At 46.7% G+C, this 12644-nt stretch carries 10 protein-coding genes; 3 read left to right on the top strand and 7 right to left on the bottom strand.

The annotated features are described in order from the left end of the window. The 6 genes from truD to EYS00_RS14115 form a co-directional block, all read right to left on the bottom strand. Nucleotides 1-1074, bottom strand: a complete 1074-nt coding sequence (truD, locus tag EYS00_RS14140) for a tRNA pseudouridine(13) synthase TruD (protein WP_130637710.1) — start codon at nt 1072-1074, stop codon at nt 1-3. Then, nucleotides 1071-1544: a 2-C-methyl-D-erythritol 2,4-cyclodiphosphate synthase gene (ispF, locus tag EYS00_RS14135; RefSeq protein ID WP_130637708.1), complete on the bottom strand. Its 474-nt coding sequence runs from the start codon at nt 1542-1544 to the stop codon at nt 1071-1073. Before ispF ends, truD begins: the two co-directional genes overlap by 4 nt. After that, nucleotides 1535-2272, bottom strand: a complete 738-nt coding sequence (ispD, locus tag EYS00_RS14130; RefSeq protein ID WP_130637706.1) for a 2-C-methyl-D-erythritol 4-phosphate cytidylyltransferase — start codon at nt 2270-2272, stop codon at nt 1535-1537. The genes ispF and ispD overlap by 10 nt, the downstream gene beginning before the upstream one ends. A gap of 2 nt (nt 2273-2274) precedes the next feature. Next, nucleotides 2275-2565, bottom strand: coding sequence for a cell division protein FtsB (gene ftsB, locus EYS00_RS14125; protein WP_130637704.1), 291 nt, complete (start codon nt 2563-2565; stop codon nt 2275-2277). A 102-nt stretch (nt 2566-2667) separates the two neighbouring features. Next, nucleotides 2668-4380: a TIGR03545 family protein gene (locus tag EYS00_RS14120; RefSeq protein WP_130637696.1), complete on the bottom strand. Its 1713-nt coding sequence runs from the start codon at nt 4378-4380 to the stop codon at nt 2668-2670. A gap of 107 nt (nt 4381-4487) precedes the next feature. Continuing rightward, nucleotides 4488-6110 carry a methyl-accepting chemotaxis protein gene (locus EYS00_RS14115; RefSeq protein ID WP_130637694.1) on the bottom strand — a complete coding sequence of 541 codons (1623 nt, stop codon included), beginning with the start codon at nt 6108-6110 and terminating at the stop codon, nt 4488-4490. A gap of 372 nt (nt 6111-6482) precedes the next feature. On the opposite strand from EYS00_RS14115, the gene putA reads away from it, so the two are divergent. Then, nucleotides 6483-10283 carry a bifunctional proline dehydrogenase/L-glutamate gamma-semialdehyde dehydrogenase PutA gene (gene putA / locus EYS00_RS14110; RefSeq protein WP_130637692.1) on the top strand — a complete coding sequence of 1267 codons (3801 nt, stop codon included), beginning with the start codon at nt 6483-6485 and terminating at the stop codon, nt 10281-10283. A gap of 59 nt (nt 10284-10342) precedes the next feature. Here the strand turns inward: putA and EYS00_RS14105 are convergent, their stop codons facing one another. Further along, on the bottom strand, nt 10343-10906 hold the full coding sequence (locus tag EYS00_RS14105) for a TIGR04211 family SH3 domain-containing protein (RefSeq protein ID WP_207301712.1): 564 nt from the start codon (nt 10904-10906) through the stop codon (nt 10343-10345). A 199-nt stretch (nt 10907-11105) separates the two neighbouring features. Between EYS00_RS14105 and EYS00_RS21210 the strand changes: the two genes are divergently transcribed. Both EYS00_RS21210 and EYS00_RS21205 read left to right on the top strand, forming a co-directional pair. Then, nucleotides 11106-12065, top strand: a complete 960-nt coding sequence (locus EYS00_RS21210) for an inorganic triphosphatase (protein WP_307723749.1) — start codon at nt 11106-11108, stop codon at nt 12063-12065. Further along, a complete protein-coding gene (locus EYS00_RS21205) occupies nt 12062-12610 on the top strand; it encodes a hypothetical protein (protein ID WP_307723748.1) in 549 nt (182 codons plus the stop codon). The genes EYS00_RS21210 and EYS00_RS21205 overlap by 4 nt, the downstream gene beginning before the upstream one ends. Nucleotides 12611-12644 lie beyond the last annotated feature (34 nt).

Genomic DNA, 12644 nt, shown 5'->3' with positions numbered 1-12644 from the left:
TTATTCTGTGTGCGTAGTGGGCGACAACGTTTCGATACACTCCCTCAGTACCGAAGTGGCAAAGCAACCGCTGGGTAATGAAAAGCTTATGGTTAATGTATCACCATCAGAGGTCCATTCAAGTTGTTGTGGCCAAATCTTGATAGCTCTGCGCTCTTGTTCAAAACCTGACTTGGCTAAAAACTCGGTGACTTCAGCGTGTTGCTCAGTAATTTTGGTTTCAAACCCTTGGGCGTCTCCCTGACTCGGCAGCGCTCCTTTGCCCCATAAAGGCGCCGTAGGGCTGATGTCTTGGGCGTCGAAGCGCGCCTGACTGTCACTGGCTTCTGGGGTTTGTATGTAAAAACTATTTGAACCGGTAAGCGATAGTGCGTCGCCATCCAGAACACTGTCAAAATGACCTTGATTAATACGGGCAGCGACAACTTCGTTAAACAACCAACTACGCAACGCCGAGAGTGCCATGGAACGCTTGTTGCGATGACGTATAGTTTCACCGTTCACCATGCGCTCAGCCATTAACAGATTACCACCGCGCTGTACCTCGCCCTGGTCGTTGATACGCATCACACCAAAACGTTGTTCGCCATAGTAATTGGGTACACCCCGTTGGCCAATATGAGAGAGTCGAGATGTGACCTCATCAATAGCAACCACATCTCGCAAGGTAATGATGAAGCGGTTTCCTTTGAGTTGCCCTGTTCGAAGCTTTTTGTGATGACGATACTGAGCAAGTACCTTAACCCCTTCTAGGTCGAAATTAGAAAAGTCAAAGTCTGGCTTTCCTGGGGCATGAATACCGAACCATTGTTGAGTTTTGGCGTACTTGTCTTTCCTACCCGCATAAGTGATTTGTCGCAGCGGAAGCTTTACAAACCGAGCGATCTGTTCTGCAACGTAAGCAGTGTTATTGTTGGTCTTTTCAACCCAAATGAATTGGTGCTCACCTTCACCACTGGGCTCGTAGCCTAAGTCTTCAATGACTTGAAAGTCGTCTGGGTAGGTTTTAAATACGCCCGAGGCGCTAGGTTTGCCATAGTAAAACGGCCAATGTTGAGTGTCTAACTGATTCATGAGCGTGCCAATAGTACAACGGCGTGAGCGGCAATACCTTCTTTTCGACCCGTATAGCCAAGCTTCTCAGTGGTGGTGGCTTTAACGTTTATGTCGTCTAGAGCACAGTTGCAGTCTTGCGCGATGGTTTCACGCATGGCTTGTATGTGCGGCGCCATCTTGGGCGCTTGGGCTACTATGGTCATGTCGGCATTACCCACCACATAACCTTGCTCGCCAATCACTTTGATCACGTGACGTAGCAACACACGACTGTCTACGCCAGCGTACTCATCATCAGTATCAGGAAAGTGCTTACCAATATCGCCCAAAGCGGCAGCGCCAAGCAAAGCATCACACAGGGCGTGTAGTAGCACATCACCGTCAGAGTGTGCGAGTAGTCCTTGATCGTACTCTATTTTTACACCACCGATAGTGATAGGTCCCTCGCCACCAAACTTATGTACGTCAAAACCGTGACCTATTCGCATGAACTCGCCTTATTTCTTTGTTGTAAGTAAAACCCAGCAAGCGGAAGATCCGCTGGGTGAGTAATTTTGATATTGATGGGATCACTGTCAATCAGTGTAACCTTTCCTTTGGCCCACTCTATGGCTGACGCTTCATCCGTAATGGCAACGCCCTCTGCGAGACTTCTCTCTAGTGCTTCAGTGAGTAGTTTTACCGGAAATAGCTGGGGGGTGAGTGCGTGCCAGAGATTTTCTCTACTTTCTGTATGCGAGACTGTACTGGTGGTAGACACTTTATTGATTGATGACGGCGGATTTGCACGTTTCATCGTGTCTCGTACCGGCGTGGCTAATATACCCCCGGAAACCTTCTCATTGTCGATAACTGACAAGAGCTTGGTGATATCTTGGTGTTGAACACAGGGACGTGCAGCATCATGTACTAGTGCCCATTCAAATCCATGAGCTTCACGCAGTGCGTTTAATACTGAGTCTGCGCGCTCATTACCACCTGTCACTACGGTGACATTGGGGTTGCTCGCGAGTGCTAGCGTTGGAAACATGTCGTCGTCGGGATTAAGGGCCAGTATAACGTGCTGAATGGCTGGATGAGCAAGTATATGGTCAACCGTATGTTCGAGTATCGTTTTGTTGTGTAACGTGAGGTATTGTTTCGGTATGTCAGCTTGCATTCGACTGCCAATACCAGCGGCTGGGATAACCGCAACCACGGCGGGTGCTACTTTCATGTTTAATTCGTTTCTGTTGGCAATATTCGGTAAAAAGTCTCGCCTTGTTTGATCAGACCCAGTTCATTGCGAGCACGCTCTTCAATGGCTTCCAAACCAATTTTTAGGTCGTTGATATCGGCTTTGAGTAGCGCGTTGCGTTGCACCAAATTAGCATTTTGCTGAGCTTGCTCGGCCACTTGATCTTGAAGTGCTGCGTAATCAGGAATACTGTTTTTACCAAACCACAAGCGATACTGCAGAAGCCCTAGCAGGGTCAGTAATAAGATGGGGAGCCAATTATCACGTAACACAGTATCACCTAAATTTGGAAAACTAACGGTAATGTAAAACCCACTGGGTTTCACCGCATGGCGGCTATTATGCCGCTATGCGGTGGGGGAAGCAAAGAGACATTACTCTTCCTGTCCTAAGCCCCTTTTTAATGCATCAAAAATAGAGCCTTCATTAATAAGCCCGCCCAATTGCGTTTCCAGCAGTGATTGCAACGCATTATTGTCAGCATTAGCGCCGTTAAGCATGGAGGTGATGTCGCCGAGCTGTCCGTTTAGCGCATTGAATTCATCTGCTCCAACCGCATTAATTTTAGCCTTCAGTTCGTCTATTTTATCTTGTTGCGATGCACTGAGTGCAGACATAGCAAGCTGGGCCAGTTGTCCATCTAAGTCAGAAGAAATTGAAAATCCAGGTTGGTCCACTGTACCGTTTAACGTCATATCCATGGACAGTTGTTGTAATGCTTGCAAGGCACCTGCAACAGCACTGGTGATATCACTCTCCCCAGTAGCTTCCATCACTAATTTAGACAGGTCGATGTTACCGCCGCCAGACACTGTATTGTCCACAATGTTAATTGACCCGACTGTCTCTACCAGCGCAGACTTTAACAGCGCATTAAGCGACTCGCTTTCGCTCAGAGAAACATTTTCCATCGCTAATCCAGCCAATGACCAAACTTGCTCAGCGTCTATGCCGTTCTCGTCCATCCAAAACTGACCGTTCGATGAAAACTGCTTGAGTAGGTTTCCTGCGGCATCAATGGTGAACGTTGTGGGTTTTCCAGTAACCGCATGGGCATTGGTAATGTTTTGCCAACTACTGGTGATACGCTCCTCTTGCCATTGCATAGAAACGTCCGCTTGTTTAACCAGTACTGCGGGGGCAGGTGCTGTTTCAGCTTGAGGTTCATTGTTACCCTCGACCAGTGGCATAACAATTTGCAGTGCAGACGTCAGATACTGAGTATATTCGGCAGCTTTGTCACCAAACACCATATAGGTGACTTGCGAAAGCATGGCTTGGTCGCCCATAAGTGCACCTTGAAGTAAGGTGTAGTCTTGTTGTCGTGCTTCATTAATTGCACTTAAGTGCTGTCTGATAACCTGCTGTGCTTCTTGAGTGTTTTGGGTGAAAGACGCAATGATATCTTTGTCAGCACTAATCGCCGTCTTCAGTTCCTTTAGCGTATTCGTCGCGTTGAGTAACGCTTGCGGATCTCGCATATTCACTGATTTTAACGCTTCTATCTGAGCCTTGTATTCTTCTATTCGCTCTTGGGTAGGTAGCGCCTTGTAACTGGCTTCAAGGCTGGTGGAATATTCCTCATAGGTTGCTTTTGCCTGTTCAACGGCGGTTAATGTTTGTAGCGGGCTACGCTCTATCAGTTCATCAACTGTGGGAATAGCGTCGGTCGCTTGTTGTTTAACATCGGCAAACGTCAGTGGTGGGCTGGGAACACGGTATACCTCACCCTCATGCTCTCGCGCTTGGTCAAAAGCTACGTCAAGCACAGATAGGTTATTGACAATAATAGGTTCAGACAGCAACGAAACTAACTCTACATCTGCATTGGCCTCACCAACTACTACTTGGTTTCGCATTGGTTTATGAGGATTGGTTAGCTCGATGTCGGTAATACTGACAGTGGTAGGGTAAAGCGAATGGTCTACTGAACCTATGTTGACCTCAGCGCCATACGATTCGCCCAACTTGCTTTCGAGTACTAATTTGATGATGGTATTGGCGAAAAACACGTAAGTTATCACCAACAGACCAAGTACGCCCAAAATAAGATACTTTAGGTTTAGCCCTTTACTGCGCTCACTCATAGTTTATTCCTTGTGTAGCTGCGATATCACGTTCGAAAAAGGAATCTTAAGTGTAATGTACATCATCACTTTGTACTAGCGCCTGTTTACCTCACTTGAGAGCAGCATCAAAGCTTAAATCGATTCGCAACCTCTCTAATCGCTATGCAACTGGTTTTTAGTGATTCACTAGCATCGGCAAGGGTGTCTGCAGTTTTCGAACTTTCATCCGCCGCGCCGGATAGGGCAGTTATTCGAGAGTTGGCCTCATTCGCCGCTTCTGCTTGTTGCTCGGTGGCTCTGGCGATTTGACTGCTCATACTTGATATGTCTGTCATGATACCGTCCGCTGCTTTGAGGTTTTCGTTGGCAGATATTGCCTTCTCAACCGTGACATTTGAGGCTTGCTGGCTGACTTTGACGGCGTTTACCGCAGCTTTGGCATTACTTTGCAATGTTTCAATCATAGCTTGGATTTCATCCGTACTTTGCCCAGTTCGACTAGCAAGGGTGCGTACCTCATCAGCTACAACGGCGAAACCTCGGCCTTGTTCACCAGCACGAGCTGCTTCAATAGCAGCATTCAGTGCCAAAAGATTGGTTTGATCGGCAATACCACGGATCACATCGAGTACCGCGCCAATACTATCTGTGTGTCGCGCCAGTTCGGTAACTACTTCACTGACACTTTCGATATTGTTGGTCAGTGAACGAATATCCTCCACGGTGTTTTCAACGACGTTAGCGCCGTCTTGTACCTTTTCTCTCGCGGTAGACGTGCTTTTCTCGGCGGTATCTGCGTTGACACTGACTTCCTGAATTTGCGATGTCATCTGATCCATCGCTTCCGCAACTTGAAGCATATTCTCATGTTGGTTTTGCGCATGGTGGTTACTGTTTTTACTCTCGTTATCAACAGATTCAGCCTGAATAGTTAATTCGGAGATGTTCTCTCTAATACTGAGTAAGGATTGACGAATCTTGTCAGTAAATTCGTTGAAGTATCTGGCTAGGCGAGTTACTTCATCTTGGCCGTTGACTGGCAAGGTACGTGTGAGGTCACCTTCACCTTTGGCAATGTCTCGCATGCGTTCGGCAATTTCTTGAATGGGGCGAACAATACTGCCGCCAATGAATGTGATCAAAATTACCACCAGAATAATACTGACTAGGCAAAATCCAATCACTAGGTAGCGCATGTGAGCGTACTCTTCTTCTAGCGAGGTAAGATAAATACCTGAACCGATGGTCCACCCCCAATCATCGAAGCGCTTTACATAGGATATCTTATCCTCGGGTGTAGTTTGCCCGGGTAGCGGCCACACATAATCCACAAAGCCGTCACCTTTTGCTCTTACCAGACGTGCCATTTCCACAAAAAAGGCTTTGCCATTGTCGTCTTTAAACGTACGCAAATCTTGTCCATCAAGAGAAGGTTTAATGGGGTGCATGATCATAGTGGGGGTATCGTCTTGCAACCAAAAGTAGTTACTGCCGTCGTATCTCAGTGTTTTCACCGCTTCTAATGCTTGTTGTTTAGCTGTTGCTTCGTCAATATCTGTGCGGTTGGCATAAAACATCAGCATGGTGTGGACAACTTCTACAAGGTGTTGATTTTCCTCATACGACTTAGCTTTCAGAGCATCAAAATGTCGGTTGAGCACAATGCCTGATAGCACTATGAGTATGAGAGCGGTGAGGGCAATGATGATGCACAGGCGCTGAATCAGGCTAAATTGTCGAAGTACCATACTGAACACACCTTGTTATAAATTTGTTAATACATTAATGGTGAAAGTGTAGACGTTTTTTTAACCTTGCACTTAACTTATATCGTGCAATTTAAAAGCAAAATTTGTCGTTCCGATAAGGTGTAAATCAGGTGAAAAGAAATATTGGCAGATAAATAAAAAAGTTGATCTTTGTACTCTTGGCGAAACACATATTTGTGCTAGTATCCGCGCGAATTGAGCTCGCGTTTATTCGCTCAGTTAATGAAGGATTTACACAATAAGAAGCAGGCGAAATACATCTGCTCAAAGGCCTAAGCAGTGTGAGTAAAAATAGCTCGTATCTGTTTTAGAGTTGGTTTGGTTTTCAGCTATTTCTACGAAAGGGTTGCCATGCTCATTAACGACGATTTTCATACCTTATCACCCCTACGCCAGCGTATACGCGATCACTACCGATTGAGTGAATCTGACGCTGTCGATCAAATACTTCCCATTGCCGAAGTTGACCCTAGTGCTCGAAGTCGTGCTTGGGATCGTGCAAGAACTATGGTGCTTAACATTCGACAAGCCCAAGAAGGACATGGGGGGGTAGACGCACTATTGAATGAGTTTTCTCTTTCAACCGCTGAAGGTATTGTTCTGATGTGTTTAGCCGAGGCTTTGCTTCGTGTGCCTGACAGCGATACGCAAGACGAACTTATTCGCGACAAGCTTTCAAAAGGTCAGTGGACACCACATCTAGGCAATTCTGACTCCTTGTTTGTTAATGCGTCCGCATGGGGATTATTGTTCACTGGCAATATGGTGAACTATGCAGATAAGCGTAAGAAAGACCAATTCGGATTATTGAAGAAAACCGTAGGTCGCTTGGGTGAGCCAGTTATTCGTAAGGCAATGAATATTGCTATGCGCGTGATGGGGCGCCAATTCGTGATGGGCGAAACCATTGATGCGGCGGTAGAGCGAGCCAAAGATAAAGAGAGTAAGGGTTACGTTTATTCTTACGACATGCTGGGCGAAGGTGCCCGCACTATGTCGGATGCAGACCGCTATTACGCCGCTTATGTCAAGGCCATTGAAGTGATTGGCGAAGCGGCAAAAGGCAAAGGTCCTATTCGTGCGCCGGGTATTTCAGTGAAGTTGTCGGCCATTCATCCGCGCTTTGAGTTGTCTCACAGAGAGCGTGTGCTCGCTGAAATCCCACCTAAGCTAAAAGCTTTGTGTTTAATGGCGAAAGCATATGATATCGGGTTAACGGTAGATGCTGAAGAAGCAGACCGTCTCGACCTTTCACTAGATATTATCGAGTCGGTATTTCGCGATGACGAACTGTCAGGATGGACGGGCTTTGGCCTTGCGGTACAGGCGTATCAAAAGCGCGCTATTCACGTTATTGAATATCTACGCGAGCTTACGGTTCAGGTAGGTCGTCCACTGATGATTCGTTTGGTGAAAGGCGCGTACTGGGATACTGAAATCAAGCTAACTCAGCAGGCGGGTCTTGATGAGTTTCCAGTATTCACGCGAAAGTCGTCTACTGACGTGTCTTACCACGCCTGTGCTAATCGCTTGTTAGCGTATCGAGATACTATCTATCCTCAATTTGCTACCCATAATGCATATACCGCATCGGTTATTTTAGAGCTGGCGGGTGATAACAAAACAGGCTTTGAATTCCAGTGTTTACACGGCATGGGAGACAGTCTTTACGACCAAGTAGTTACCCAAGAAAAAGTTCAGTGTCGGGTCTATGCTCCCGTGGGTGAACACGAGGATTTGTTGGCCTATTTGGTGCGACGTCTTCTAGAAAATGGGGCGAACTCATCGTTTGTTAACGCCATTGTTGATGATGAAAAGCCCGTCGAGTTGTTGCTTGAAGATCCGGTTGAGAAAACCCAGCGGTTAAAGACGCGTTACAATAAGCAAATCATTAAACCCAAAGATATGTTTGGTGAGCAGCGTGCCAATTCAAAGGGCTTAGACCTTACCGATATCAATGCACTGCATACGCTTCGCCCTGAATTAGAGCGATGGAAAGAGGCCCTCTCTATTCAGGCTTCTGACATTCCTGAGAATGGCGTTGCTGTGTTAAACCCAAGTGATCACAGCGATATTGTTGGCTACCACGTGTATGACGACGATGCATCAATGCTGGCTGCGTTAGATACTGTGGATCAAGGGTTTGCTTCCTGGTCTCAAACGCCTGTAAGTGAGCGGGCTGACATCCTCAATCGCACCGCGGATGCGCTAGAGCGCAATATGCCTGAACTCATAGCACTGTGTGTGCGAGAGGCGGGTAAGGTGCCACAAGACAGTATTGACGAAGTCCGTGAAGCGGTTGATTTTTGTCGTTACTACGCAGCCCAAGCACAAGAATTAGTAAAGGATGAGCGTCTGCGCGCCCGTGGAGTGGTGCTTTGTATAAGCCCATGGAACTTCCCCCTAGCCATATTTTTAGGCCAAGTGGTGGCAGCACTTGCAACGGGTAACACTGTGATTGCCAAGCCCGCAGAGCAAACGAGTCTAATTGCCATTCGCGCTGTAGACATGATGTATGCGGTGGGTTTACCTGTCTCTGCACTTAAACTGGTCATCTCTCCTGGAAAGCCAGTGGGTGATGTGCTGATTCCAGATCATCGCGTAAAAGCGGTAATGTTCACTGGGTCTACACAAACAGGGACTTTATTGTCTCGATTACTCGCGAACCGCACTAATGAACAGGTGCCGTTGATTGCTGAAACTGGCGGGCAAAACTGTATGATCGTCGACTCTACTGCATTACCCGAGCAAGTGGTAGACGATGTGGTTCACTCAGGTTTCCAAAGTGCTGGGCAGCGTTGTTCTGCTTTGCGTGTGCTTTTTGTCCAAGAAGAAATTGCCGATCAGTTGGCGCAAATGCTTGTGGGGGCAATGAAAGAACTTGAAGTCGGCGACCCCGCATACTTGAGCACAGATGTTGGTCCTGTGATTGACACTAAAGCGCTTACGAGCTTGACCGAGCATCAAGCGTATATGAAGGACAACGGTAAATTACTGTATCAAATTGCTGTGCATGAGAAGGCAGACAAAGGGACCTATTTCCCACCGTCCTTGTATGAAATCAAAGACATATCAGTACTGAAAAAAGAAGTTTTTGGACCTGTGGTTCACCTTGTACGATTTAAAGGCAGCGATATCGACAAGGTGTTGGAGCAAATCAATAGTACAGGTTTTGGTTTAACCATGGGGATTCACTCTCGTATTGAAGCAAGAGCGAATGAACTCGCTGCGAAAAGTCGAGCAGGTAATATCTACATCAATCGCAACATGATAGGTGCAATTGTTGGTGTTCAACCCTTCGGTGGTCGTGGACTGTCTGGTACAGGCCCGAAAGCAGGTGGGCCTAACTACTTGCCACGCTTAATGATAGAAGTCGCCACACCAGAAGAAGAGTGCAGTACTGATATCGCAGCGATGAATGAAGTACTGCGCAGTGATCAGCGTCACGCTGAACAAGCGCAGCAAATTATGACTGCTGCTGCGAGTGTTGAATCACAGTGGCGTCACATGCCATTGATTGAACGTGTGTCTATGGTGCGTCAGCTTCTCGCAAAAATTGCTCACGTGGATATTGTGGAAGACTTAGCCGATGATTTAAATCGCACCCTTGAAACCGCACGACAACAATTGATGAATGTAGAGCGTCACTTGTCGAAACCCGTCGAATTGCCGGGGCCGACCGGTGAGTCCAATCAGCTACATTACGAACCAAGAGGTACCTTGATGTGTTACGGCGACAAGCACGTGACCTTTGAATATTGGGTGTTGTCTTTGGTTACAGCGTTATCAACGGGTAATACGGTAGTGACTGTTGTGTCTGATTTGTTCTATGAAGAAGCGTTGGCTTTTCAGTCTAAGTTCTTGGCAACAGGAGCACCTAAGGGGGTGCTTCAAGTCGCTAAGTTGGCTCACACCGAAGCGTTGTTAGCATCACCTGCGCTAGCCGGTGTGGTGGTAGATTCTAATGCTAAGCGCCGCGCCTTTATGTCGAATGCGCTTGCTCAGCGAGATGGTGCAATCCTACCTGTGATTACTGCGGAGTATAATGACAACTTGCTCAAACGGGTAATTACCGAAAAAACCATTAGTATCGACACTACCGCATCAGGTGGTAACACCTCGTTAATGACGCTAGTAGAAGATGACGAGTAGGTAATATTGGAGCTGCGTTGGCAATACGCCAACGCAGCCATATTCGCTACATTAAGTTATTACATCCACTCGCTATTGCGGCGGCGCTTTTTAGGAATAAGCATTAATAGAATGCCCAATAGCACGCCAGCGCCTGCCACCATTCCCCCGCGGGTAAACCAACGCATTTGCTCGTCTTGATCGGCTTTGTCTAATGATGCTGTTAACGAAGCGACCTCGCTATTTTGTAGCTGTAGCTGTTCGTTAACACTAGCAAGTTGTTGTTCCGCTTGGTTAACACGTTGACGTAGCTCGGTGTTTTCAGCCGCCAGCGTTGCAGCATCGCTTTGGCTAGCTTCCAGTGCGCTTTCTAGGGCAGGTATGCGCAGTGTACTTGGTGCTTCGTCACTCACAAATCGCGATTCAATCCAGCCTTCTCGGCCTTGGTCATCTGTCACTTGGGTGAAGTCACTCTCACTGCCACGTGGTCCTACAGTGATGGCTGTACCTGCATCAATTGACCCTAATATGCGGTAGTTTCTTCCTGGTCCCGCATGAAGGAATACAAAGAGGTCCTCTCTGACATACTGACTTGGCTGTTCAGTTGTGCTCTCTTGAAAGCCATGAGAATAGAATGATGACAATAGAAGAGCAGAAAAAAAACACTGGCGAATCATGGTGAATCTCAAAAAATAGCGGTGTGGTGAGATGGTATTGGTTGCATCGCACAAAGGCAAGTATTGTGGGATACACATATTTTAAATAGGCGATACACCCAAGATTGCTTCTCGTATTATACAAAGGTATGGTGGCAACATTATTCTCTGCATAATTGCATTGTTCATGTCTGAAATAGAATTAAAGTTTGTGACTCGTCACGAGGCGCACGCTACATTCGTTGCAAAAGTGCTTCCCTTGTTTGAAGCAAAAAAGGTTTTACTCATTTCTCAGCGAGAGATGAGACTAGAAAACGATTACTACGATACGCCCTCGCAAGAGTTTCAAAAGCACAAGATGGGCTTTCGTGTACGCGGTAATAATGGCCAATACGAGCAAACGCTAAAAACTAAAGGTAAAGTCAGCGGTGGTTTGCATGAACGTGCAGAGCACAATGTTTCGCTTTCTCATCCACTTCCAGATTTATCTTTATTTGACGCTAGTGTATGGCCTGATAGCTTTCCTGTGGAAGCAAAGCAGTCGCGTCTGGAAAAGCAGTTTTCAACTCACTTCATTCGCTATGAATATTTGGTAGAACATCAGGGCAGTAAAGTCGAGGTAGTGATTGATTGTGGCGAGGCGGCTACTGAAAAGGCGTCGTCGTACATCAATGAAATTGAATTGGAGCTTGTCTCTGGCGAAGTGACCCACCTGATAGCGCTTGCAAATATAATTAATCAGGTAATGGACGTCCGGCTGAGTGACGTGTCAAAGGCTGCGCAAGGGTATGAGTTGTTGCATGGCTTTAATGGCAAGAGCAAATCCTTGCCTGCGTTCTTGTCTCTGGAGGAATCAACCTCCACAGAAGAGGCATTTGTACTTGCGGTGAACGCTGCATTGAAACACTGGCAATATCACGAGCACGCCTATATTTCTGGGCAAAAAGTTAAAGCACTCGGAGAGATTGCCAAAAGCGTGCGTCTGCTCCTACAAAGCGTGTCCTTGTATTTGCCCGTATTGCAGTGCCCTGCATTATTGAGTTTGCACAAAAAATTGATCGTATTGGCACAGCGCTGGGCGTGGCAAGATGACTTGCAGAGCTTGCGTTATCTTTTATCAAAGAAAAGTCTGTTTTTAAAACCTTGAGTAAACATCCTGCTGTCACGAGTTACTTACAGGGGCGTCAGGCCGGCCTGTTACATGCCCATGTTCCGTCAGAAATGTTTTTTGACCAATTTATGACAGAAATCAAGTTGCAAGCCATCAACTTAGTGCAGATTAAACCGTGGCGCAATCAAACCCAAGGCTTCGATTTACCCGTAATTGATCACGCCAAAGGGTGGTTGTCTCAAGGCTGGCAAACGGTACAACAAAGTATGCCACTTAGTAAGCCTATGCGCGCAACCAATTATTCTGCAGTGGAGGTTTTATTAAGGCAGACACTGTGGAGTGGCTTTTTACTCGGTGATTTGTTTGTCGAAGCGAGAGGAAATTTTCGTGCGCCTTGGCTAGATTTACTAACAGGTATTGACGAGTTGAATGCTTTACTTATGCTTAAGCAGGCATTAAAAGATGCTGACCTAGAGTCGCAAGAAGAATTAAGTCAGTGGACAAACGACAAACTGGCTATTCTTATTGGTGTCATGGAACGAACGCGCAATGTTGCGATGCAACGAGAAATTTATTGGTAATGCCGCCAGTGATGATTAATGGCGCATTAGCACA

Source organism: Alteromonas sp. KUL49 (assembly GCF_006538345.1).
In the GTDB taxonomy this organism is placed as follows: Bacteria; Pseudomonadota; Gammaproteobacteria; order Enterobacterales; family Alteromonadaceae; genus Alteromonas.
The sequence above is the reverse complement of the archived record's forward strand: the minus strand, read 5'-3'. Positions and strand labels throughout refer to the sequence as shown.

Excerpts from the sequence above, each read along its gene's own strand:
- ispF (WP_130637708.1), bottom strand. The coding sequence starts at position 1,544 with ATGCGAATAGGTCACGGTTTTGACGTACATAAGTTTGGTGGCGAGGGA.
- putA (WP_130637692.1), top strand. The coding sequence starts at position 6,483 with ATGCTCATTAACGACGATTTTCATACCTTATCACCCCTACGCCAGCGT.
- EYS00_RS14115 (WP_130637694.1), bottom strand. The coding sequence starts at position 6,110 with ATGGTACTTCGACAATTTAGCCTGATTCAGCGCCTGTGCATCATCATT.
- EYS00_RS21210 (WP_307723749.1), top strand. The coding sequence starts at position 11,106 with ATGTCTGAAATAGAATTAAAGTTTGTGACTCGTCACGAGGCGCACGCT.
- EYS00_RS14120 (WP_130637696.1), bottom strand. The coding sequence starts at position 4,380 with ATGAGTGAGCGCAGTAAAGGGCTAAACCTAAAGTATCTTATTTTGGGC.
- truD (WP_130637710.1), bottom strand. The coding sequence starts at position 1,074 with ATGAATCAGTTAGACACTCAACATTGGCCGTTTTACTATGGCAAACCT.
- ispD (WP_130637706.1), bottom strand. The coding sequence starts at position 2,272 with ATGAAAGTAGCACCCGCCGTGGTTGCGGTTATCCCAGCCGCTGGTATT.